This window comes from Anaeromyxobacter diazotrophicus, assembly GCF_013340205.1.
Taxonomy (GTDB): Bacteria; Myxococcota; Myxococcia; order Myxococcales; family Anaeromyxobacteraceae; genus Anaeromyxobacter_A; species Anaeromyxobacter_A diazotrophicus.
Window position 1 is genome coordinate 360058 of sequence record NZ_BJTG01000002.1, and the last position, 23187, is coordinate 383244.

The 23187-nt window shown below is 75.2% G+C and carries 17 protein-coding genes; 13 read left to right on the plus strand and 4 right to left on the minus strand.

Features of this window, described 5'->3' with window-relative positions:
* The first annotated feature begins 36 nt into the window (after window positions 1-36).
* Both leuS and lptE read left to right on the plus strand, forming a co-directional pair.
* Complete coding sequence (leuS, locus tag HWY08_RS04680) at window positions 37-2544, plus strand: leucine--tRNA ligase (protein ID WP_176063432.1); 2508 nt, start codon at window positions 37-39, stop codon at window positions 2542-2544.
* A gap of 1 nt (window position 2545) precedes the next feature.
* Entirely contained in the window at window positions 2546-3079 is a 534-nt protein-coding gene (gene lptE, locus HWY08_RS04685) for an LPS assembly lipoprotein LptE (RefSeq protein ID WP_176063434.1), read from the plus strand.
* A gap of 27 nt (window positions 3080-3106) precedes the next feature.
* Here lptE and rpsT read toward each other — a convergent pair whose 3' ends face one another.
* A complete protein-coding gene (gene rpsT, locus HWY08_RS04690; protein ID WP_176063436.1) occupies window positions 3107-3385 on the minus strand; it encodes a 30S ribosomal protein S20 in 279 nt (92 codons plus the stop codon).
* Between the two features lie 505 nt (window positions 3386-3890).
* Window positions 3891-4700 carry a nucleoside triphosphate pyrophosphohydrolase gene (gene mazG / locus HWY08_RS04695; RefSeq protein ID WP_176063438.1) on the minus strand — a complete coding sequence of 270 codons (810 nt, stop codon included), beginning with the start codon at window positions 4698-4700 and terminating at the stop codon, window positions 3891-3893.
* A gap of 49 nt (window positions 4701-4749) precedes the next feature.
* Here mazG and HWY08_RS04700 point away from each other — a divergent pair, with 49 nt between their 5' ends.
* From HWY08_RS04700 to prfB, 7 genes are all read left to right on the plus strand, one after another.
* Complete coding sequence (locus HWY08_RS04700) at window positions 4750-6783, plus strand: hypothetical protein (RefSeq protein WP_235969457.1); 2034 nt, start codon at window positions 4750-4752, stop codon at window positions 6781-6783.
* A 7-nt stretch (window positions 6784-6790) separates the two neighbouring features.
* Window positions 6791-7894, plus strand: coding sequence for a DUF4388 domain-containing protein (locus tag HWY08_RS04705; RefSeq protein WP_176063442.1), 1104 nt, complete (start codon window positions 6791-6793; stop codon window positions 7892-7894).
* 96 nt (window positions 7895-7990) lie between these two features.
* Complete coding sequence (locus HWY08_RS04710; protein WP_176063444.1) at window positions 7991-9052, plus strand: PhoH family protein; 1062 nt, start codon at window positions 7991-7993, stop codon at window positions 9050-9052.
* A gap of 68 nt (window positions 9053-9120) precedes the next feature.
* Window positions 9121-11481, plus strand: a complete 2361-nt coding sequence (locus tag HWY08_RS04715) for an HD family phosphohydrolase (protein ID WP_176063446.1) — start codon at window positions 9121-9123, stop codon at window positions 11479-11481.
* Window positions 11478-12047 (plus strand): rRNA maturation RNase YbeY, encoded by a 570-nt coding sequence (gene ybeY, locus HWY08_RS04720; protein ID WP_176063448.1) that lies wholly within the window; start codon window positions 11478-11480, stop codon window positions 12045-12047. Before HWY08_RS04715 ends, ybeY begins: the two co-directional genes overlap by 4 nt.
* Window positions 12044-13828 carry an apolipoprotein N-acyltransferase gene (lnt, locus tag HWY08_RS04725; RefSeq protein WP_176063450.1) on the plus strand — a complete coding sequence of 595 codons (1785 nt, stop codon included), beginning with the start codon at window positions 12044-12046 and terminating at the stop codon, window positions 13826-13828. The genes ybeY and lnt overlap by 4 nt, the downstream gene beginning before the upstream one ends.
* A 5-nt stretch (window positions 13829-13833) precedes the next feature.
* A protein-coding gene (gene prfB / locus HWY08_RS04730; protein ID WP_235969458.1) for a peptide chain release factor 2 occupies window positions 13834-14953 on the plus strand; the annotation gives its coding sequence in 2 pieces (ribosomal slippage) (window positions 13834-13902 and window positions 13904-14953; 1119 coding nt in all).
* A 7-nt stretch (window positions 14954-14960) separates the two neighbouring features.
* Here the strand turns inward: prfB and HWY08_RS04735 are convergent.
* Window positions 14961-15854: a PilZ domain-containing protein gene (locus tag HWY08_RS04735; RefSeq protein ID WP_176063452.1), complete on the minus strand. Its 894-nt coding sequence runs from the start codon at window positions 15852-15854 to the stop codon at window positions 14961-14963.
* A complete protein-coding gene (locus tag HWY08_RS04740) occupies window positions 15851-16972 on the minus strand; it encodes a type IV pilus twitching motility protein PilT (protein WP_176063455.1) in 1122 nt (373 codons plus the stop codon). Before HWY08_RS04740 ends, HWY08_RS04735 begins: the two co-directional genes overlap by 4 nt.
* 127 nt (window positions 16973-17099) lie before the next feature.
* Here HWY08_RS04740 and HWY08_RS04745 point away from each other — a divergent pair, with 127 nt between their 5' ends.
* The 4 genes from HWY08_RS04745 to HWY08_RS04760 all read left to right on the plus strand — a co-directional run bounded on the left by HWY08_RS04745 (window position 17100) and on the right by HWY08_RS04760 (window position 23174).
* Complete coding sequence (locus HWY08_RS04745) at window positions 17100-18149, plus strand: glycosyltransferase family 4 protein (RefSeq protein ID WP_176063457.1); 1050 nt, start codon at window positions 17100-17102, stop codon at window positions 18147-18149.
* A gap of 49 nt (window positions 18150-18198) precedes the next feature.
* Window positions 18199-20373 carry an amylo-alpha-1,6-glucosidase gene (locus tag HWY08_RS04750; RefSeq protein ID WP_255499535.1) on the plus strand — a complete coding sequence of 725 codons (2175 nt, stop codon included), beginning with the start codon at window positions 18199-18201 and terminating at the stop codon, window positions 20371-20373.
* Between the two features lie 81 nt (window positions 20374-20454).
* Window positions 20455-21762: an MFS transporter gene (locus HWY08_RS04755; RefSeq protein WP_176063459.1), complete on the plus strand. Its 1308-nt coding sequence runs from the start codon at window positions 20455-20457 to the stop codon at window positions 21760-21762.
* A gap of 494 nt (window positions 21763-22256) precedes the next feature.
* Entirely contained in the window at window positions 22257-23174 is a 918-nt protein-coding gene (locus HWY08_RS04760; RefSeq protein WP_176063462.1) for an AAA family ATPase, read from the plus strand.
* Window positions 23175-23187: the final 13 nt, after the last annotated feature.

Sequence of the window (23187 nt, forward strand, 5' to 3'; positions counted from 1 at the left end):
CGCCCGCCGGGCCGGGTTAGGATGCCCGGCTCAGCCATGCCCATGAACGAGCGTTACGAGCCGCAGTCGATCGAGCCGCGCTGGCAGGACCGCTGGACCGCCGCCCACACCTTCTCCGCCGGCAACCGGCCGGGGGCCGAGAAGCGGTACGTCCTCGAGATGTTCCCCTATCCGTCGGGCGCCATGCACATGGGCCACGCGCGCGTGTACACCATCGGTGACGCGCTCGCGCGCTGGCTGCGCATGCGCGGGCACGACGTGCTGCACCCCATCGGCTTCGACGCGCTCGGCCTGCCGGCCGAGAACGCGGCGCTCAAGGACGGCAAGCACCCGGCCGCGCGCACCCGCGAGAACATCGTCTCGTTCCGCGCCGAGATGCGCTCGCTCGGCTACGCCTTCGACTGGGACCGCGAGATCGTCACCGCCGACCCCGAGTACTACCGCTGGAACCAGTGGTTCTTCGTGAAGATGCTGGAGCGGGGGCTCGTCTACCGCCGCCAGGGCAAGGCCAACTGGTGCACCGGCTGCCTGACCGTGATCGCCAACGAGCAGGTGCTCGAGCAGGACGGCCAGCGCACCTGCGAGCGGTGCCAGTCCCCGGTCCTGGAGAAGGTCATCCCGGAGTGGGCCTTCCGCATCACCGCCTACGCCGACGCGCTGCTCGAGGGGCTGGATCAGCTCGGCGCCTGGCCCGAGCGCGTCACCACCATGCAGCGCAACTGGATCGGCCGCAGCGTCGGCGCCCAGGTCCAGTTCCCGGTGGAGGGGACCGACCGCAAGATCGAGGTCTTCACCACCCGCGTCGACACCATCTACGGCTGCACCTACGTCGTCCTGGCGCCGGAGCACCCGCTGGTGGAGGCGGTGACGCGGCCGGAGCGGCTCGCCGAGGTGCGCGCGTTCGTGGAGCGGATGCGCCGGACCGAGGCGGCCGCGCGCACGGGCGAGGGCGCGCCGAAGGAGGGCGTCTTCACCGGGGCCGAGGCGGTGAACCCGTTCACCGGCGCGCGGGTCCCGGTCTGGATCGCGAACTTCGTGCTGGCCGAGTACGGCACCGGCGCGGTCATGAGCGTCCCCGCCCACGACCAGCGCGACTTCGAGTTCGCGCGCAAGTACGGCCTCCCGGTGAGGACCGTCATCCAGCCGGCGCACGGCGAGCGCACGCCGCCCGGCGACCAGCTCGGCGCCGCCACCACCGAGGACGGCGTGCTGGCCGACTCGGGGCCGTACACCGGCCTCCCGAGCGCCGACGCCCGCTTCCGGATGAGCGCCGACGCGAAGGCGAAGGGGTTCGGGGAGGCCAACGTCCGCTACCACCTGCGCGACTGGGGCTTCTCCCGGCAGCGCTACTGGGGCACCCCCATCCCCATCATCTACTGCCCCGACCACGGCGCGGTGCCCGTGCCGGTGGAGGACCTGCCGGTCCGCCTGCCGGAGCAGGCCATCATCACCGGCACCGGCGAGCCGCCGCTCGCCAAGGTGCCCGAGTTCGTGAACACCGTCTGCCCGGTCTGCGGCAAGCCCGCCCGGCGCGAGACGGAGACGATGGACACCTTCGTCGACTCGTCCTGGTACTACGCCCGCTACCTGTCGCCGAAGGACGACCGCCAGCCGTTCGACCCGAAGCTGGCGGACCGCTGGCTCCCCATCGACGTCTACGTCGGCGGCCCGGAGCACGCGGTGATGCACCTGCTCTACTTCCGGTTCTGGAACCGGGTCATGCGCGAGCTGGGCCTCGTGCCGGTGGACGAGCCGTGCAAGCGCCTCGTGACGCAGGGCATCGTCAACGGGCCGGACGGCCGCAAGATGTCGAAGCGGTGGGGCAACGTGGTCGCGCCCGGGCCCATGGTGAAGCGGTTCGGCGCCGACACGGTGCGCATGTTCATGCTCTTCGCCGCGCCGCCCGAGAAGGACATCGACTGGTCCGACGAGCAGGTGGACGGGCTCTTCCGGTTCCTGTCGCGCGTGTGGCGCATCTTCCACGCGCGCCACGCCTGCTTCGGCGCCGGCGAGGCGGCGCTCGGCGAGGCCGCCGGGGCCGCCCTGGAGCTGCGGCGGCGGACCCACCGGACCATCAAGAGGGTGACCGACGGGTTCGAGGGCGATCTCAAGTTCAACACCGGCATCGCGGGCCTGATGGAGCTCGTGAACGACCTCTACGCCTTCGAGCCGGCCTCCGAGCCGGACCGGGCCGCGGTGCGGGAGGCGCTGGTGGCCCTCGCCACGTTGCTCGCGCCCTTCGCCCCGCACGTCGCGGAGGAGCTGTGGCACGCCGTGGGCGGCCCGGCCGTCGAGGGCGCGCTCCTGGCCGACCAGCCCTGGCCGGCGTTCGACCCGGCCCTGGTGGCCGCCGACACGGTCAGCATCGCGGTCCAGGTGAACGGGAAGCTGCGCGGCGAGGTGCGGGCGGCGGCGGCCGCGACCGAGGCCGAGGTGCGCGCGCTCGCCGAGTCCGAGGAGAAGGTGAAGGGCTACCTCGCCGGCAAGACGGTCCGGAAGGTGGTCTACGTCCCGAAGCGCCTCGTGAACTTCGTGGTGAGCTGACGTGACCGCGCGCGCGCGCCCCCTCGCCGGACGGCGCAGGGCGAGGGCGGGGGAGCGGGGCGGGGGCCCGCGCGCCGCCCTCGCGGGCGCGCTCGTCGCGCTGGCCTCCTGCGGCTACGCCGTCCACGCCCCCGGCCGGCTCCCGGAGGACGCCCGCCAGGTGTTCGTGCGCGCGCTGGAGAACCGCACCACCGACGCGGACGCCGGGGCGCTGGTGGCCGCCGCGCTCCGGCGCGAGCTGGCGCGCCGCGGGGCGGACGCCGGCCCGGGCGCGCCGGCGAAGCTCGAGGGGGCGGTGGAGGGGGTGGGCTTCGGCGCCGCGAGCCCGAACGGCGCCATCTACCGCCTGACCCTGACCGTCTCCGCGCGCCTGGTGGTGGCGGGGAAGGTCGCGAGCGAGCAGCGATCGGTGCGCTCCGAGGACTGGCTCGCCGGCCAGGATCCCCTCGAGAGCGAAGGCCGGCGACGGCTCGCGCTGCGCCACGCGGCCGAGGCGGTCGCGCGCGAGATCGTGGAGCGCCTGGAGCTGCCGTAGCGAGCGCCGCCCGGAGGCGGCGCGCCGCTAGGCCGACTTCGGCTGGGCCGCCTTGGCGGCCGCCTTGGCGAGGCGCGAGATGCGCCGCGAGGCGGCGTTCTTGTGGATGATGCCCTTCGACGCGGCCTTGTCGAGCGTCCGGAGGGCCGTCGCGACGGCCTGCTTGGCCGCGGCGGGGTCGGCCTGGACGATGGCCTCGCGCGCCTTCTTCACGGCGGACTTGAGGCCGGTGCGGACCTGCACGTTGCGGGTGCGGCGCTTCTGGGCCTGCCGGTTGCGCTTCTCAGCGGAGCGGGTGTTCGCCAACGGAACTCTCCGGATCTTCGGTTGGAAAGCGGCGTTCTCTATCGCCCATGGCCGGGAGAGTCAAGCGCCGCGCCGCGCGGGAGCGCACCGCGCGGCGCGGGCGCGTGGCGCGGGCGCGCCCGGAGCAGGTGACGCGCAACCGCTACGGCCGTGAGGCTGCCCGCGCGACGTCGCTGGCGGACCCTTGCGGCCGTAGGCCGCGCCGCGCGCGTGCGGCGCATCACCGTTCGCCGCGCGGCCTCGAACGACCTTGATGGGAGCCTAGTTATCCACCGCGGGGAAAATTCGCCGACCCCGGTACTCGACTCCATCGGGGGGATGTGGGCAAACCGGCGAAAAAGAGGGCGAACTCGTTGATGTTGCAGGGATGGCGCCCTGCGGCGCCGTGCAGCACGGGGGCTGGGGGGCCGCAACGACACGCCTCTCACGAGGGTAGCCACAAAGTTTTCCACGAACTTTCCACAAAATCTGTGGAGAGCGGTCGGGCGAGGTCCGCGGTGTGGACCTAGGTGGTTTTTTTGTTTTGGGCCTCGAGCGCCTTGGCCTCGTTCCAGAGTTCGTCCATCTGCTCCAGCGTGGCCTGTCCGTGCGGCACGCCGGCGCGCTCCAGGCCGCGCTCGACGTGCTCGAACCGGGAGATGAAGCGGCCGATGGTGGCGCGCAGCGCCTCCTCGGGGGAGACCGCCAGCTTGCGGGCCAGGTTCACGGTGGCGAACAGGAGGTCGCCCAGCTCGTGCTCCACCGAGGCGCGGTCGCCGCTCGCCACGGCCGCGTCCAGCTCGCGCAGCTCCTCCTGCACCTTGGCGCGCGCGCCGGTGGCGTCGGGCCAGTCGAACCCGATCCGGCTCGCCTTCTCCGTGAGGCGGTCGGCCCGCGCCAGCGCCGGCATCTCGCGCGGCACGCCCTCGAGCGCGCTCCGGCCCTTCCCCTTGGCCGCCTTCTCCTCGCGCTTGAGCGCCGCCCACTGCTTCAGCACCCCCTCGGCGTCCTTCACGTGCGCGTCGCCGAACACGTGCGGGTGGCGGGAGACGAGCTTGTCCGAGATCGCCTCCGCCACGTCGGCGAAGGCGAACTGCCCCACCTCGCTCGCGAGCTGCGACTGGAAGACGATCTGCAGGAGGAGGTCGCCCAGCTCCTCGCGGTGCTCGCGCGGATCCCCGGCGTCGATCGCCTCGAGCACCTCGTAGGTCTCCTCGAGGAGGTAGGGGCGCAAGGAGGCCATGGTCTGCTCGCGATCCCAGGGGCAGCCGCCGGGTGCGCGCAGGCGCGCCATGATGCCGAGGAGTCGTTCGATCGCTTCCGCTGGTGTGGGCATGACCTACAGGTTGTACCCCAGGGGTCGCGTGCTAGCATCCGCCGCGGCCGTGTCCCGGGCGCTCCTCATCCTCCTCGGCCTGTCGCTCGCGACGGGCGCCCCGCTCGCCGCCCGCGGGCAGGTCGCCGCGCCTTCGCTGGTGGAGGAGGACCTGGCGCCGGCCGAGGAGCCGGCGCGCGAGTCGCAGCCCAAGCCCGCGCCGGCCGCCGCCGCCGAGCCCGAGTCGCTGCCCCCGCCGCCGCCCCCCGCCGCGCCCCAGCCGCCCGCGCCGCCGCCGGTGCGAGCCATCGAGCCGGTGCGGGCGCGGTTCGGCGATCTCCTCGAGGCCTGGCAGGACCGCCGGGCCGCGCTCCGCGAGCAGGACCTGCCCCGCGCCCAGGCGGCGGAGCGGCGGCTGCTCGAGCTCCGCCGGGAGCTCGGCGTCGAGAACCTGGACGCGCTGGCCGCCGCCGAGGTCCGCGCCTCCGCTCGCGCGCTCGAGGCGCGCGTGCCCGCCGAGCCGGTCGCGCGGGCGGAGCTGGCGGTCGCCCTCGCGCCCGATGGCGCCGCTGCGCACCTCGCGCTGGCGCGCGCCCTCCTCGCCCGCGATCCCGGGAACCCCGAGCCGGCGCTGCGCGCCCTCGCGGCCGGCCTCGCCGCCGCCGTCCGCGAGCCGCACACCGCCCGGGCCGCCGTCGCCGACCTGTGCGTGGCCGGGCTCGCCGCCGCCCTGGCGGCGGCGGCGCTCGCGGTGGCGCTCCTCTTCCTGCGCCGGCTGCGGCTCCTCCTGCACGACGTCCGCCACCTGCCGCTGCTCCGCGCCACCACCCCGCTCCAGGCGGGCTTCATGTCGCTGGCGGTGCTGGCGGCGCCCCTCGCGCTGCGGCTCGGGCCCGCGGCGTTCCTGGCCGCGCTGGCGCTCTGCGCCGCGCCGTACCTCCGCCGCTCCGAGCGGGCGGTCGCGACGGCCGCGCTCCTCGCGGTGGCGGCGCTCCCCTGGGCCGCCGGCGAGACGGCGCGGCTCGGCGCCTTCACCGGAACCCTGGCCGACGACGTGTACGCGCTCGAGCACGGCGCCGACGACGGCCGCGTCGCGGCGCGGCTCGCGGCGCGCGCGGCCCGCGGCGAGCTGCCGTCGGCGGGGCTGCTCGCGCTCGGCCACCACCACAAGCGCCGCGGCGACCTCGCCGACGCGCTGCGCTGGTACCAGGCGGCGGGCGCCAGCCGCCCCGAGGCGCTGGTCGGGATGGGCAACGTGCAGCTCCTGCGCGGCGACCTCGACGGCGCCAAGGCGAGCTACCTCGCCGCCGTCGACCGCGCGAGCGCGATCGGGAACCTCTCCGCGCTCGCGGCGGCCCACTACGACCTGTCGAAGGTGTTCGTGCGGCAGTCGGCGCTCGACCAGGCGCAGGAGGCGCGGCGCAAGGCGGCCGGCGAGGACGGGGCGCTCGTCGCGCGCGCCGGCTCCGACGACGACTTCCGCCAGAACCGCTGGCTCATCGACGCGCCGGTCCCGTTCGCCGAGGTCCGCGCCCTGGCGGCCGACGACGCGCCCGCCGGCGCGGAGGACGCCGTGCGGGTGCGCCTGGCCGGGCCGCTGCCCGCCGCCGGCTGGCCGTGGCTGCCGGTGGCGGCGGCCCTGGCGCTGTGGCCGCTCGCCTGGCTGGGGCGGCGGCCCGGCGTGAGCCACGCCTGCCAGCGGTGCGGCCGCGCGGTGTGCCGCCGCTGCGACGGGGTGGACGGGAGCCTCTGCGGACAGTGCGTGAACGTCTTCGTGAAGAAGGACCTCGTCGACCCGCGCGATCGGCTGCGCAAGGAGCAGCAGGTCAGGCGGCACGCCCGCGCGGAGCGGCTGGCGGCGAGGGCGCTCGGGATCGCCGCCGGCGGCGCGGGGCACCTCTGGCGAGGCCAGCCGGCGCGCGGCGCGCTGCTCCTGCTCCTGCTCGCCTTCCTGGTCGCGCTGGCGCTCTCCTCGGCCGGGGTGGCCCCGCCCCCGTACCCGGTGCCGTGGGCGGGAGCCGCCAAGCTCGCGCTGTTCGGCTCGCTCGCCGCGCTGGTCTGGGCCCTCTCGGTCCGCGACCTGTTCCGCCGGACCCGGAGCTGACCAGGCCATGGCGCTCACCGGCACGCTCAAGGACTTCGGGATCGCCGAGATCCTGCAGCTCATCGGGCAGCAGGCGAAGAGCGGCGTGCTCCACCTCGCCAGCGCCGACGAGGAGATCCACGTCGTGCTGTCCGACGGGGCGGTGGTCTCGGCGGAGTCCGCCCGGCGCAAGCAGAAGGAGCGGCTCGGCGCCATGCTGGTCCGCGCGGAGCTCCTCAGCCGCGAGGCGCTGGCGCGGGCGCTCCAGGTGCAGGGGCGGACGCTGCGGCGGCTGGGGGACATCCTGGTCGAGCTGGAGCTCGTCACGAAGCAGGACCTGAAGGAGGTGACGACCCTCCAGACCACCGAGACGATCTACCGGCTCTTCGAGTGGAAGAGCGGGACCTACGACTTCGAGCCGGGGGCGGTGGAGTTCGACGCGGGCACGGTCGTGCCCATGCGCGCCGAGGCCCTCCTCATGGAGGGGTTCCGGCGGGTCGACGAGTGGCCGATGGTGCGCCGGAAGATCTCGTCCCCGGCGATGACCTTCCTCCGGCGCGCGCCGCTGCCGGCCGACGAGTCGGCCGGGCCGGCCGAGCGCCGGGTCCACGCCCTGGCGGAGCCGGGCCGGACGGTGGAGAAGCTGGTCGACCTCTCGCGCCTGGGCGAGTTCGAGACCTGCAAGGCGCTCCTCACGCTGGTGAACATGGGGTGCCTCAAGGCGGTACCGGCGCCGCGGCGCTCGGCGGCCGCCGGCGTCGGCGCGTACGCGCGGAGCTGGCGCCAGCGGCTGCGGCGCGGCGCGGCCGGGCTGGCCGCCACCGCGCTCCTCTCCGGGGCGCTGGCGGGCGGCGCCTGGCTCGCCGCCGAGCGGCACCGCGCGACCGTCCACGCCGGCCCCTCGCTCGAGGAGGGCGCCGCCCAGCGCCTGCTCGCCCGCCACCAGCTGGCGCGGCTGGCCGGGGCGCTCGAGGTGTGGCGGCTCGAGCGCGGCAGCTACCCGCAGCGGCTCGCGGAGCTGGTGGAGGCCGACCTGGCCGCGCCGGCGGACCTGCGCTGGCCCTGGCGCGAGGAGTACCATTACCGCAGGACCCCGGACGGCGGGTTCGTGCTGCTCCCGCCGCTGCCCTGATCCGCGCGACCCGCGGGGTCTCGACGCTGGCGCCAGCGGCGCGGGGACCGTTATAGGTGCGGCGCGCGCGGTCCAGCCGCCCGCCCGGAGGAACGCTTGAGTCAGCCCGCGACGGCGCAGCAGAAGACCACCCGCATCGAGTTCGACGACAACGACAGGGTGAGGGCGCTGTGCGGGGCCCACAACGAGCACCTGAAGCTCATCGAGCGCCGGCTGGGCGTGCAGGTGGGCTCGCGCGGCGGGCAGCTCGTGGTCAGCGGGGCCTCCGAGGAGCGCGTGGCGCAGGCCGAGGCGCTGCTCCGCGAGCTGTACGAGCTCATCGCGTCCGGCTACCCGCTCTACCTGGAGGACGTGGACCAGGCGACGAAGCTCTCCGGGCAGGGGGTCGCGCTCAAGGAGATCTTCGGGGACACCGTCTACGTCTCGGCGCGCCACCGGGTGATCACGCCCAAGGGGCTCGGGCAGAAGCGGTACATCCAGGCCATCCGCGACAACGACATCGTGTTCGGCATCGGGCCGGCCGGGACGGGCAAGACCTACCTCGCCATGGCGATGGCGGTCTCCGCGCTCATCGAGCGCAAGGTGAAGCGGATCGTGCTGTGCCGGCCGGCGGTGGAGGCGGGCGAGAAGCTCGGGTTCCTGCCGGGCGACATCGCGGAGAAGGTGAACCCGTACCTCCGCCCGCTGCACGACGCGCTCTTCGACATGGTGGACTACGAGAAGGCGTCGGCCTTCATCGAGCGCGGGACGGTGGAGGTCGCGCCGCTCGCCTTCATGCGCGGCCGCACGCTCAACGACGCGTTCGTGATCCTGGACGAGGCGCAGAACACCACCTCGGAGCAGATGAAGATGTTCCTCACCCGCCTCGGCTACGGGTCGAAGGCGGTGGTGACCGGCGACGTGACCCAGGTGGACCTCCCCTCCGGGCGCGCCAGCGGCCTGCTCGAGGTGCAGAAGGTGCTGCGGGGCATCGAGGGCATCGCGTTCTGCGCCTTCAGCGAGGTGGACGTGGTGCGCCACCCGCTGGTGCAGGAGGTGGTGCGCGCGTACGACCTCTTCGACGCCGAGCGGAAGGCGCAGAAGGAGCAGCGGGAGCAGGAGCGCGCCGCGCGCGCCGCGCTCCGCGCGGGCGCCGAGGCGAGCGACGACGGCGGGTGATCCGGCTCCCACCTCGGCGCACCGGGGCCGTTGCGTTTCCCCCCCGCCGGTGCGAGGCTCCCGCCCTCGTGGAGAACCCCGATCCCTCGCGGCAGCCCCCCGGCTGGGCGGCGCGGCTCGCCCGCGCCGTGCGCGGCGGCGCGCTGCTCGAGGCCCTGCTCGTCGCCCTGCTCGCCGGGGGCTCGGCCTGGCTGCTCGCCCCCGGCGCGCTGACCCAGCGCACGCCCGGCGACGACGCGCTCGGCACGCCGGCGCTCGGCAACTACAAGGCGGCCCGCGACTACGAGGTGGTGGACGAGGAGGCGACGCGCGAGCAGCGCGCCGCCGCCGTCGCCGCGGAGCGGCCGGTCTTCGACTGGGACGAGAGCGCGCCGGAGGTGGCCGCGCTGCGCATCCGCGACGCCTTCACCCTGGCGCGCGACGGCCTGGCGGAGGCGCGGCTGCGCCACGGCGAGGGCCGGCGGCGGGAGGGCGCGCGCGAGCTGCAGCGGGCAGCGCTCGCCGAGCGGGCCGCCTTCGAGGCGCGCCTCGGCGTCCGCCTCTCCGACGCGGACTACCAGGCGCTCGCCGCCGCGCGCTTCGACGCCCAGCTCGAGGCGCCGCTCATCGCGCTCGCCGGCCACGCGCTCTCGGGCAAGGTGGTGGAGGACCGCCGCGCGCTGGCGCAGGCCCATGAGCGGGGCATCGTGGCGCGCACGCTGCGCCACGGCGTCGCGCAGGGCGAGCACCTGCTGCTCGACCCGGCGGTGATCCGGGACCTCGACGAGGCGCGGGTGGACGCGCAGCGCGCCGCGGACGCGCTCCCCGCGCCGGTGACGCCCGGCCTGCGCGCGGCGCTCGGGCGCGCCGCCGTGGCGCTCGCGCAGCCGACCCTGGTCTTCGACCTGGCCGAGACGGCCGCGCGCCAGCGCGACGCCGCCGACCGGGTGAAGCCGGTGGCGGTGCACGTGCGGCGCGGGGAGAAGATCGTCGGGGACGGCGAGGTGATCGAGCGCCGGCACCTGCTCCTGTTCCGCGGGATCCGGGAGCAGACCCGGCCGGCCGACGTGGTGCTGGTCCGGCTCGGGGCGGGGCTGCTCGTGGGCGTGCTGCTGGTGCTGCTCTGGCGGTACGCGCGCCGCAACGTGGCCGGCTTCCACCCCACCCGCAAGGACGCGCTCCTGCTGGCGGTGACGCTGCTCGGCGCCACCGCGCTCGCCGCAGCGGGCCTCGGCGTCGGCGACGCGCTGCACGATCGCTTCCCGCGCTTCTCGCCCGAGACCTTCTTCTACCTGGTGCCGTTCGCCGCCGGCACGCTGCTCGTCCGGAGCGTGCTCTCGGCCGAGGTGGCGCTGCTCTTCGCCGTCGCGAGCGCCGCGCTGGTGGGGCTGGTGGCCTCCAACTCGCTCTTCCTGGCGGTGCACGCGCTGCTCACCTCGGTCGCCGCGTCGGGGCTGGTGGCGCGGGCGCGCGACCGGGCGGGGCTCTTCCGGGTCGGGGCGGCGGTGGGGACGCTGGGGGCGCTGCTCGTGCTCGCCACCCACCTCTTCACCGGCCGGGCGCTCTCCGAGGCGGTCGCGCCGGCGCTGGCGGCGGCGGCCTCGGGCGCGGTGCTCCTGCCCATGGTGGCGGTCGGGAGCCTGCCGCTCGTGGAGTGGGCCTTCGGCTACCTCACCGACGTGAAGCTGCTCGAGCTCGCCAACCTGAACCACCCGGCGCTGAAGGACCTCATCGTGCAGGCGCCCGGGACGTACCACCACGCCGTCATCATGGGGTCGCTGGTGGAGGCCGCGGCGCAGCGCATCGGGGCGCACGCGCTCCTGGCCCGGGTGTGCGCCTACTACCACGACCTCGGGAAGATCCGGAACCCGCTCTACTTCGCGGAGAACCAGCGCGGCGAGAACCGCCACGAGCAGCTCGCCCCGTCCATGAGCGCGCTCATCGTGAAGCGGCACGTGACCGACGGCCTGGAGCTGGCGCGGCACTGGGGCTTGCCGCGGGCGGTGGCGGACGCCATCCCGCAGCACCACGGCACGCGGCTCGTCTCGTTCTTCTGGGCGAAGGCGCAGCAGCGGCGGGGCGACGGCGAGGCCGCCGCGCTCGACGAGGCGCTGTTCCGCTACGCCGGGCCCAAGCCCCAGACGCGGGAGATCGCGCTCGTCATGATCGCCGACGCCTGCGAGGCCTCGGCGCGGGCGCTGCCCGATCCGACCCCGGAGCGCCTGCGGGTGCTGGTGCACCGGCGCATCAACGAGATCTTCAGCGAGGGGCAGCTCGACGACTGCGAGCTGACGCTCAAGGACCTGAACGCCATCGCCGCGGCGATGGTGGGGGCGCTGGCGGCCGTCTACCACGACCGGCCCGGCTACGGGGACAACGAGGCCGCGCCGGCGGCGGAGCCCACGCCGGGCGGGCTGCAGCTCCTCGGCTCGGAGCGGCGCGGCCCGTGACCGTCCACGCCCGGAGCGAGCACGCGCGCGGCGCCGCCGCGGCGCGGCGGCTGGCGCGGGTGGCGCGCCGCTACCTCGCGGCGCTGGCGCTCCCGTCGGCGGAGCTCTCGCTCCTCCTGGTCGGCGACCGCGCCATCCGGTCGCTCAACCGCCGCTGGCGCGGGAAGGATCGCGCCACCGACGTGCTCTCCTTCCCGGCCGCCGGCCCGGGCCCGCTGCTCGGCGACGTCGTCATCTCGCTCGACACGGCGCGCCGCGCCGCCGCGGAGGAGGGCCGCGCGCTCGGGGACGAGCTCGACCGCTACCTCGCGCACGGGCTCCTCCACCTCCTCGGGCACGACCACGAGCGCCCCGCCGACGCGCGCCGCATGGCGCGGGCGGAGGACGCGCTGGTGGGGCAGGGGATGGTCACCGCGGCCGCGCTGGAGGGATCGGGATCGAAGGTGGAGTCACAGGCGCGGTCGAAGTCGCGGTCGCGGTCGAGCTCGCGGTCGAGCTCGCGGTCGAGGTCGAGGTCGAGGTCGAGGTCGCGGTCGCGGTCGCGGTCGCGGGTGGCCATGCCATGACGCGCCCCCGCATGCTCCTCCTCGCCGTCGCGAGCGGCCTCGCGATGGCGCTGGCGCTGCCCCAGTGCTTCCCCTGGCTGTCCCTGCGCCCGATCGACCCCGCCGGCCACCTCGAGTGGCTCTGCTGGGTGGCGCTGGTCCCGGCGCTCCTCGCGCTCGACCGCGCCACCACCTGGAAGTCGGCCCTCGGGATCGGGCTCCTCGCCGGCCTCGCCTACTTCTACGCCGCCATCTGGTGGGTCAACCACGCGATGACCGCGTTCGGCGGCGTGCCGATGCCGGTGGCGCTGCTCGGCCTCAGCCTGCTCGTGCTGTTCATGGCGGCGCACTGGGCCGCCGCCCTCACGGCCTCCTGGTTCATCCGCTGGCGGCTCAACTGGCCGTGGTGGACGCACCTCCCCGCCACCTGGACCGCCGCCGAGCTCTCCCGGAACTACCTCTTCACCGGGTTCCCGTGGGCGAACCTCGGCTACCTGCAGGCGCGGCACCTCGCGGTGGCGCAGCTCGCCGCCCTCACCGGCGTGTACGGGATCGCGGCGCTGGTCGTCCTCGTGAACTGCGCCGTGCACGCGCTCGTCCGCGCGCGCCTGGACGGGCGGCGGCCTCCGTGGCGGCTGGCCGCCGGGACCGCGCTCCTCGTCGCGGCGGTGACCGCCTGGGGGACCGCGCACCTCGGCGCCGTCCGCGCCCGCGCCGCGGCGGCGCGCCGGCTCTCGGTGGCGCTCGTGCAGGGCAACGTGAACCAGGCGGTGAAGAACGAGCGCATGAGCTACGGCGCGTTCATCCTCGAGCGCTACCTGCCCCTCACGCTCGAGGCCGATCGCCGCGGGGTCGACCTCATCGCCTGGCCGGAGGCGGCCTACCCGCTGCTCCTCCCGCCGGATCCCGACTCGCTCGCCGACCGCCGCTCCGGGCTCCCCGCGCTCCAGCACGCGTGGCTGCTCCTCGGCGCCGGCACCTACGACGAGCGGATGGGGCGCGACGGCAAGCCGGTGGCGGAGGGCTCGAACAGCGTGTTCCTGCTGCGCCCCGACCTGGAGGTCCAGGGGCGGTACGCGAAGCACCACCTCGTGCCGTTCGGCGAGTACGTGCCGCTGCAGGACCTGCTCGGGTCGGTGCTGCGGTCGGTGGTGCCGCAGATGGTGCCGCAGCGGCCGGGGGCGGCGCTGCGGGTGCTCAGCTTCGCGCCGACCGCGACCTCGACCGCGACCTCGACCGCGACCTCGACCTCGGCCGCGAGCACGACCGCGAGCACGACCGCGACCGGGGTGCCGACCGCGACCGCGACCGGGGTGCCGACCTCGACCTCGGCGCTCGCGGGGGAGGTGCGGCTCGCGCCCATGATCTGCTTCGACGCCATCTTCCCGGAGGTGAACGTCGCGTTCGCCGCGGAGGATCCGGACCTGCTCGTGAACCCCACCAACGACGCCTGGTACGGCTACTCGTCCGGCCCGTACCAGTTCCTCGCCATGGTGCAGCTGCGCGCCATCGAGGCGGGCAAGGCCGTGGCGCGGCCGGCATACGCCGGGGTGAGCGCGCTCATCGAGCCGACGGGCGAGGTGCAGCCGGGCGCGCTGCCGGTCGGGCCGGTCGACCCCGACCTGGCGCCGGATCCGGCCGAGCCGCCACGGCTCCTGGTGGGGTCGGTCCCGCTCTTGCGAGGCCGTACCCTCTACACTAGAGTCGGCGACCTCTTCGCGTACGCCGCGAGCGCGTGGGCCGCCGCCGCGCTGGCGCTGGCGGTCCGCGGGCCACGCAAGCGGCGCGACTCCACCGGGTGAATCAGATGGCTGCACCGACCGACCAGCTGCTCGAAGATCTGACCCGGCGCCTGGAGGCGCTGCGGGGGTCTCTTTGACGTCGATCGGAAGCGGAACCGCGCCGCGGAGATCGCGCGGCTGTCCGAGGACGGCGGCTTCTGGGGCGACAACGCCCGCGCGCAGGGGCTGCTGAAGGAGAAGGCGCAGCTCGAGGCGAGCGTCTCCGGGTTCGACCGCGCCGCGCGGGCGGTGGACGACGCCCGGGTCCTGCACGAGCTCGGCGAGGAGGCGAAGGACGACGCCACCCGCGCCGAGGCGGCGCAGCACGCGGGCGCGGCGGCGCAGCTGGTCGAGAAGCTCGAGTTCGAGCGGATGCTCTCCGGGCCCCACGACCGCGCCGGCGCCATCGTCGAGGTGAAGAGCGGCGCGGGCGGCGTGGAGGCGATGGACTGGGCCGCCATGCTGTACCGGATGTACACGCGCTACTGCGAGCGGAAGGGCTGGGAGGTCGAGCCCGCCGACCTGGTGGCGGGCGAGGAGGCCGGCATCTCCTCCGCCTCCTTCTTCGTGCGCGGCGAGTTCGCCTACGGCTTCCTCAAGGCCGAGAAGGGCGTGCACCGGCTGGTCCGGATGAGCCCCTTCGACGCGGCCGCGCGCCGCCAGACCAGCTTCGCCGCGGTGGACGTGACGCCGGAGATCGAGGACGACATCGTCATCGACATCAAGGAGTCCGACGTCCGCATCGACACCTACCGCTCCTCCGGCGCCGGCGGGCAGAAGGTCAACAAGACCGACTCGGCGGTGCGCATCACCCACCTCGCCACCGGCATCGTCGTGGCGATGCAGAACGAGCGCAGCCAGCAGAAGAACCGCTCGATGGCGTGGAAGATCCTGCGCGCCCGCCTCTACGAGTACGAGGAGAAGAAGCGGCAGGCGGTGCTCGACGCGGCCGAGGCGCAGAAGAAGGACATCAACTTCGGCTCGCAGATCCGCAGCTACGTCCTCGCGCCTTACCGGCTCGTGAAGGACCTCCGCACCGGGGTGGAGACGGGCAAGGTGGACGAGGTGCTCGACGGCGACCTCGACCAGTTCGTCGAGCCCTACCTGCTCGGCGTCCGCCGGACGGATCGAGCGGTGGACGACTGAGCCGGCGCTAGGCCGAGTAGACGATCGGCGGCCGCGCCAGCAGGAAGCGGTCGATCGCGTCCACGGCCCAGCCCGGGAGGTTGTGGAGCTTCACCCCGCAGCCGGCCGGCTGCCGGCCGCTGATCGCGCTCTTCTCGCGGATGAAGGTCACCACCCCCTCCACCTCGAGCCGCCGCCCGTCGGCGAGGCCGAGCCGCACCTGGAGCATCGTGCCGAGCGGCGGCGGGAGCATGGTGGAGATGAAGACGCCGCCGGAGTCCACCCGGCGCGTCGCCCCCACGTAGAAGTTGTGCTCCGAGACGAGGCTCACGTTCACCTCGACGCGGGTCTGCTTGGGCCGGCTGCGGGGCTCGTCGACCAGCTCCTCGTCGATGAGCGCCATGAGGTCCACGTTCGGGCGCGCGGGCGGGCGCGGCGCCGGCGGCACCACGTCGGCCAGCGCGGCGGGGGCGCGGGCGGGCGGGGGTGGCGGCGGAGGGCGGGCGGCCGGGGCGGCGTAGGGTGAGGCCGCGGCCGGCGCGGCGCCGGGCAGCCGCTCGATCACCGACAGCGGCCGCGAAAGCACCTCCGCGCGGGCGAGGGCCCGCTCGGCGCCGGCCACGGCGGCGAGCGGCTCGACCACGTCGCGCGAGGGGGCCACCACCACCACCCGCACCCCCACCCGCGCCGCGCTGGCGGCGGCCGTCAGGGCGCCGCCCCACGACGCGTCGGGCGAGGCGGGGAGGAGCAGGATGAGGGCGTGCGGCGCCACCGTCCGGAGCAGGGGCTCGAGCAGCTCCTGCGAGGGCACGCAGAAGAGCTGCCACCCCGCGCGGTCGAGGTGCAGGTGCAGCGCGGCGCAGACATCGGCGTCCTGGCCGACGACGAGCGCGCGCGAGGGGAGCGGGCCGGCCGGCGTCACGCGCTGCGGCCCCCGGTCTCGATGAGGATGCGGCGCTCGAGGTCGGCGCGGAAGGTCGCGTTCCCGAGGGCGGTGTCGAGCGAGATGCGCTTGGCCTCGTGCAGCTTGTAGAGGTACTGGTCGAAGCTGTGCATCCCGAGGTCGGCGCCGGCGGTGTCCATGTAGTTGCGGAGGTCCTGGACGCGCGCGCCGCCCTCGCGGATCGCCTCCCGCACCGTGGAGGTGGCGAGGAGCGCCTCGACCGCGGGGATGAGCCCGGCCGCGTCGGCCCGGAGCAAGAGCCGGAGCGACACGATGGCCTGCAGGTTGTCGGCGAAGCGCGCCCGCACCGTGTCCTGCTCGTCGGCGGGGAAGAGCCCCACCACCCGGCCGATGGAGCGCGTCACGTCGGGGGTGTGGAGGGAGGTGATGACGAGGTGGCCGGTCTCGGCCGCCTTGAGGCAGATGTCGGCCGCCTCTCGGTCGCGCAGCTCGCCCACCATGATGACGTCCGGGTCCTGGCGGAGCGCGGCGCGCAGCGCGTCGGAGTAGCTGGCCGTGTCGGCCCCTACCTCGCGCTGGATGATGAGCCCCTTCCCGGCCTGGAAGATGAACTCGATCGGATCCTCCACCGTCACCACGTGCAGCCGCTCCTGCTGGATGATGTGGTTGATGATGGCGGCGATGGTGGTGGACTTCCCGTTGCCGGTGGCGCCGGTGACGAGGACGAGCCCCCGCCGCGCCTCGGCGATGGTCTGCACGACCTCGGGCAGGTTGAGCGAGGCGAAGTCGGGGATGGCGAACGGGATGGTGCGCATGACCGCGCCCCAGCTCCCGCGCTGCTTGAAGATGCTGGCGCGGAACCGCGACACGCCCGGCAGGGAGTAGCTGCGGTCCACCTCGCGGAAGTCGAGCGGGGTGAAGCCGGAGCCCGGCGCCTGCAGCACGAAGTTGGCGATGGCCTCCGTGTCCTCGTGCGTGAGCGGCGGATACTTCGCCGCCAGCAGCTCGCCGAAGACGCGGTACGTGGGCGGGTAGCCGACCTCGAAGTGGACGTCGCTCGCCTGCCGCTTCACCGCCAGCTGCAGGAACGAGTGGAACATCTCCTCGCTGATGGGGCCCGTCGTCTGACCTTCCATGGCGCGGAGTCTAGCGCAGGAACACGCCCGGCGGGCGGATGAGCGCGCGGCCGCGGCCCGGCCGCCCGGGCCGCGCCGCGCCGCCTGCCCCGTGATCGCGCGGCGCGTCGTCCCTACCTTCACCCACGTGCGGATCGCCCTCGTCTCGACTCCCTTCGTGGCGGTACCCCCGCGCGGCTACGGAGGCACGGAGCTCGTCGTGCACGAGCTCTCGCGCGGGCTCGCCGCCGCCGGCCACCAGGTCACCCTCTTCGCCACCGGCGACTCCCGCGGGCCGGATGTGCGCTTCCTCTTCCCGCGCGCCGTCTGGCCGCCCGAGCCGCAGGCGGAGCTGCGCCACTGCGCCGCGGCCGCGCGCGCCATCGCGGAGGAGCCCTTCGACGTGGTGCACGCCCACGCGCCCGCCCTGTTGCCGCTCGGCGGCGCGCTCGGCGCCCCGCTCGTCTACACGTTGCACCACGCGCGCGACGAGCGGCTGGCCGCCGCCTACGCCGGCCACCCGGAGGTCGAGTTCGTCGCCATCTCGGCGCGGCAGGCGCAGCTCCATCCCGAGCTCGCCTGCCAGGTCGTCCACCACGGGCTCGACCCTGCCCGCTACCCGGCGGGCCGGGGCGAGCGGGACGACGCCGTGTTCCTGGGGCGGCTGGTGCCCTGCAAGGCGCCCGACGTGGCGGTGGCCGCCGCCCGGCGCGCCGGGCTGCCCATCCGGCTGGCGGGCGCGGTGCACGCCGGCGACGCCACCCCGGCCTGGCACGCCGTGCTCGCGCGCGCGCTCGCCCGCCCGGGCGTGCTGCACCTGGGGACGGTGGCCGGGGAGCGGAAGCTCGAGCTGCTCGCCGGCGCCCGCGCGCTGCTCATGCCGCTGCGGTGGGAGGAGCCGTTCGGCCTGGTCATGATCGAGGCGATGCTGTGCGGCACGCCGGTGATCGCCTTCCCGCGCGGCGCCGCGCCGGAGGTGGTGGAGGAGGGCGTGACCGGATTCCTGGTGGACGGGGAGGAGGAGATGGCGGCCGTGCTGGCGGGCCTCGGGCGGTTCGACCGCGAGGCGTGCCGGCGGCGGGCGCAAGCGCGCTTCTCGGCGCGGCGGATGGTCCGCGATTACGAGCGGCTCTACCGGCGCGCGGCCGCCGTGCGCCACGGCGGCGCCGGGCCGGAGGAGGCGAGCTACGCCAGCTGACGCGCGGAGCGCGCTCGCGGGAGCGGCGGGGTTCGCCGATCCGGAGCGGCTGTTCGGATACGCCGATCCGTCGCAGCAGCCCGAGGCGACGGGCGTCGACAAGCTCGTCCTGAAGCGGAGCAACCTCTTCCTGGTCGCGAACCGGCTCGGCGACGTGTCGCCGGCCGGCGCGCGCGACCTCGGGCTCTTCCTCACCGACACGCGGCACCTCTCCGGCTGGCAGCTGCTCGTGCAGGGCGGGCCGCCGCTCTGCCTCTCCTCCCAGGTCTCGACCGACTACGTCTCGCAGATCGACTTCACCATCACCGGGCTGCACGAGGGCGACCTGCTCGGGAAGGAGCCGGTCAACTACGTCCACCTGCGGCGCGACCAGCTCATCGACGACGTCTTCGTCGACCGGCTCGTGCTGACGAACTTCCAGGGGCGGCCCATCCGCCAGTGGCTCGAGGTGGAGTGGGCGGCCGACTTCGCCGACGCCTTCGAGGTCCGCGGGGCCCGGCGCCCGCGGCGGGGGCGGTACCACGCGCCCGAGGTGGACGGCCGGCGCGTGCTCCTCCGTTACCAGGGCCTCGACGGGCGCGAATACCTGACCGAGGTCCGGCTCGACCTGGACGGCGAGGCGGATCGGCGCATCGAGGTGGACCGGTTCGACGGCGGCGGAGCGCGGCTGGCGCTGCGGCTCGAGCCCGGCGAGTCGGGCGCGCTCGCCTTCAGCGTGTTCGCGGGCGTGGACGGGGCGCGCCCCCGCCCGCCGAGGCCCTTCGGCGAGCGGGCGACCACCGCCCACCGCGCCTACGCCGAGTGGGCCGAGCGCTGCACCGGGTTCAGCTCCAGCAACGCGGTCTTCGACCGCGCGCTGGTGCAGGCGGTGGCGGATCTGAAGGCGCTGCAGGTCTTCCACGACGACCAGCCGGTCATCTCGGCCGGCATCCCCTGGTACACCTGCCCCTTCGGCCGCGACGCCCTCATCACCGGCTTCCAGGCGCTGCTCTCGACGCCGGAGGTCGCGCGGCAGGCGCTCCGGTTCCTGGCGCGGCTGCAGGGCACGCAGGACGACCCCGAGCGCGACGAGGAGCCGGGCAAGATCCCGCACGAGATCCGGTTCGGCGAGATGGCGCGGGCGGGCGAGGTGCCGCACACGCCCTACTACGGCTCCGTCGACGCGACGCCGCTCTTCCTCGTCCTGCTCTCCGAGTACGTGCTCTGGACGGACGACCAGCAGACGCTGGCCGAGCTCCTCCCCGCCGCCGAGCGGGCGCTCGGCTGGCTGGAGCGCCAGTCCGGGCCGGACGGCCTGCTCGCCTACGAGCGGCGGACGCGCAAGGGGCTGCGCAACCAGGGCTGGAAGGACAGCCACGACGGCGTCCCGTTCGCGAGCGGGCGCCCGGCCGATCCTCCCATCGCGCTGGTGGAGGTCCAGGGGTACGCCGTCGACGCGCGCCGCCGGATGGCGGACCTGCTCGCGGCGGCCGGACGGGAGGGCGAGGCGGAGCGGCTCCGCGCCGCGGCCGACGCGCTCGCGGCGCAGGTCGACGCACGGTTCTGGATGCCGGGCCCCGAGACCTACGCCCTCGCGCTCGACGGCGCCGGCCGGCAGGTGGACGCGGTCACCTCCAACCCCGGCCACCTCCTCTTCTCCCGGGCCGCGCCCGCGGGGCGGGCGCACCAGGTGACGGCCTCGCTCCTCGCGCCCGCCATGTGGAGCGGCTGGGGCATCCGGACGCTCGCCAAGGGCCAGGGCGCCTACAACCCGCTCAGCTACCACGACGGCACGGTCTGGCCGCACGACAACTCGCTCGCCGCCATGGGCATGGCCTGCTACGGCGAGACGCGCGGCGCCGGCCAGGTGCTGGACGGGCTCTGGGCGGCCCTCCAGCACTTCCGCCACCTCCGGCTGCCGGAGCTCTTCTGCGGGCTCGAGCGCGACGCGGGGCAGTTCCCCGTGCACTACCCGGTCGCCTGCTCGCCCCAGGCGTGGTCGAGCGGCGCGATCTTCCTGCTCGTCCGCGCCTGCCTCGGGATCTTCCCCGACGCGCCGCGGCGGACCCTGCACATCGCCTCGCCGGCGCTGCCGGACTGGCTCGACCACCTCACGCTCCACCGGCTCGCGATCGGCCCGGCGCGCGCGACCTTGCAGTTCACGCGCACAGCGAGCGGCACCTACGTCTCGGTCGGCGAGGTGGAGGGCGGCCCGCTGCACGTCCGCATCGACCTGCGCCGCTGACCGACCCCGGGGCCCGTCCGGCGATATCTCCCCACGTTGAGGCGCCGTCCCGGCCGCTGGTAAGTTCCGCGGCGAGACGCCGTGGCCTCCCCTCATCGGTCCCTCCACCACCGCCCGCCCTCCCGGCTGCGCACCTCGCTCGCGGCCTGCACCGCCGAGGGCGCTGCGGCCGAGGTGGTGAGCGCCTGCTGCGGCGGGGCGGCGCTCACCGGGTGGGCGCTCCACCTCGGCATGAGCGCGAAGCTGGTGGGGCTCGTCGGCGCGCTGCCGGTGGTGGCGCAGGTGCTCCAGCTCGCCGGCGCCTTCCTCACCGCGCGCTTCGGCCACCGCCGCACCGCGCTCGCGGCGATCGCCCTCTCGCGCCAGGCCTTCCTCCCGCTGGCGCTCCTGCCGCTCCTGCCGCTCGGCCCGGACGGCCGCCGCGCGCTCCTGCTCGTCGCGGCCGGCGCGCACCACGGGCTGGGCATCGTCGCCAACAACGCCTGGAACGCCTGGATGGGCGAGCTCGTGCCGGCCCGGGCGCGGGGCCGCTACTTCGGGCGGCGCACCGCCCTCTGCACGGTGGCGGGCGGCGCGTGCGCGCTCCTGGCCGGCCTCGCGCTCGACCGCGGCGGCCGGGGCGACGGGGCCGGGCTGGTGCTGCAGCTCCTGGCGCTCCTCGCCTGCGTGGCCGGCGCCGCCAGCGTGGCGCTCATGGCGCGGCAGCACGCCGGCCCGGCCCGGCGCGAGCCGGCGCGCTGGATGTTCGCCGCGGCGGTGCGCCCGCTCCGCGACCCCAGGGCGCGCCGCGTGCTCGCCTATGCCGTCGCCTGGAACGGCGCCTGCGGGCTCTCGGCCCCGTTCTTCGGGCTCTACCTGCTCCGCGACCTCGGCACCGGCTACGCGCTCCTGGCCGCGCAGGGCGCCGGCCTCGCGGCGGCCAAGATCGCGAGCGCCGCCGGCTGGGGCCGCCTCGTCGACCGTGCGGGCGCGCGCCGGGTGCTGCTCGTCTGTTCGGCGGGCCTGGCGGTCTCGCCGTGGGCGTGGATCGCGAGCGGGCCGGGGCGGCTCTGGCCGCTCGCGCTCGAGACCGCGCTCGGCGGCGTGCTGCTGGGCGGGCAGGGCGTGGCGAGCTTCGCGCTGCCGCTCCAGGTCGCGCCGGCGCGCGAGCGCCCGTTCTACCTGGCCGCCGTCGCCGGGGCGGGCGGCGCCGCCTTCGCCCTCACCTCGGCGGCCGGGGGCGCGCTCGCCGACGCGGCGGGCGGCTGGCCGCTCCGCTCGCTGCTGGTGGGGGGCGCGGTGCTCCGCCTCGGCGCGGTCGCCGCGGCCTGGGCGCTGCCGGTCGACGGTGCCGCGGCCGCGCCGGCCTCGGCGCCGGTCGCGGACGAGCCCGTCCGCGCCGCGGCGTAGCGCGCTCCCCACAAAAAGCGAGAGGCCGCTTTCGCGGCCTCATCAGCTCTGGGCGCGGGGCGCCCTATTTGAACTCCGTGGCTTGCCCTCGCTGGGGCTCCCCACGGTGGGGGGAGTCGATCATCCGACCACGATCGACTTGGAAGTGAAGGAGGAGCTGGCGTCCCGCGAATCGAGTTTGAGGCTGGAGTTTCGAGGCGGGGTCACCTTGGTCGGTCTCCGGTAGGACTCGTCTCGGGTACTCTTCAAGTGGCGTGCCGAAACCCTGGTCGATTCGCCTGTGAGAAAAATCGGCCGCTTGCTCGTTTCACTCTCGGGACGAGGCTGTAAATCATGGGTCATCGCCGAGACCGGGGTCTGCATGCACCCGCCGTCCGTGACCCATCTCGGACGGTGTCAGGTTTCTGACGTATCGCGTAAGGGTGCGGCATGTCGACGCACTTCGGCTCTCCGGCGGCGTGCCCACCCGCTCCCGCTCCCATTACATTGGCGCGATGTTCCACACCCCGGACGAGGTCGCGCAGGCGCTGACGGCGGCGGGCTACCTCCCCTCGCGCGAGATCGCGGGCGCGGTCTTCCTCGCCGAGCGGCTGGCGAAGCCGATCCTGGTCGAGGGCCCGGCGGGCGTCGGCAAGACCGAGCTCGCCCGCGCCTTCGCGGCCGCCTCGGGGCGGCGCCTCATCCGGCTGCAGTGCTACGAGGGGCTCGACGCCACCCAGGCCATCTACGAGTGGGAGTACGCGAAGCAGCTCCTCTACACCCAGCTCCTCCGCGATCAGGTGGGGGCGGCGCTCCAGGGCGCGACGACGCTCGCCGAGGCCGCCGACCGCATCGCCGCCCAGGGGGACGTCTTCTTCAGCCGGCGCTTCCTCTTGCCCCGCCCCATCCTCGAGGCGGTGACGAGCGCCGACCCGGCGCTGCTCCTGGTGGACGAGATCGACAAGGCCGATCCCGAGCTGGAGGCGTTCCTGCTCGAGGTGCTGTCGGACTACGCGGTCACGATCCCCGAGCTCGGCACCTTCCGCGCGGCGGCGCCGCCGCGGGTGGTGCTGACCTCCAACGCGGCGCGCGAGCTGTCCGACGCCCTGCGGCGGCGCTGCCTGCACCTGCACCTCGACTTCCCGACCCAGGCGCGCGAGCTCGCCATCGTGCGGGCGCGCGCGCCAGAGGTGGGCGAGGCGCTGGCGCGCCAGGCCGTGGCGGCGGTGGCGAAGCTGCGCCAGCTCGACCTGAAGAAGGCGCCCTCCATCGCCGAGACGCTCGACTGGGCGCGGGCGCTCGCGCTGCTCGGGGCCGAGACCCTCGACGAGCGGGTCGTGTCGGAGACGCTCGCGCTCGTGCTGAAGCACGAGGCGGATCTCGAGAAGGCGCGGCCGCGCCTCGCGGACGTCCTCGCGGGCGCGGGGGTGTGATCGGCGCGACCCG

Bases quoted from the DNA above. Each gene is read 5' to 3' on its own strand.
- lnt (WP_176063450.1), top strand. From the start codon at position 12,044: ATGACGCGCCCCCGCATGCTCCTCCTCGCCGTCGCGAGCGGCCTCGCG.
- HWY08_RS04705 (WP_176063442.1), top strand. From the start codon at position 6,791: ATGGCGCTCACCGGCACGCTCAAGGACTTCGGGATCGCCGAGATCCTG.
- HWY08_RS04760 (WP_176063462.1), top strand. From the start codon at position 22,257: ATGTTCCACACCCCGGACGAGGTCGCGCAGGCGCTGACGGCGGCGGGC.
- HWY08_RS04740 (WP_176063455.1), bottom strand. From the start codon at position 16,972: ATGGAAGGTCAGACGACGGGCCCCATCAGCGAGGAGATGTTCCACTCG.
- leuS (WP_176063432.1), top strand. From the start codon at position 37: ATGCCCATGAACGAGCGTTACGAGCCGCAGTCGATCGAGCCGCGCTGG.
- mazG (WP_176063438.1), bottom strand. From the start codon at position 4,700: ATGCCCACACCAGCGGAAGCGATCGAACGACTCCTCGGCATCATGGCG.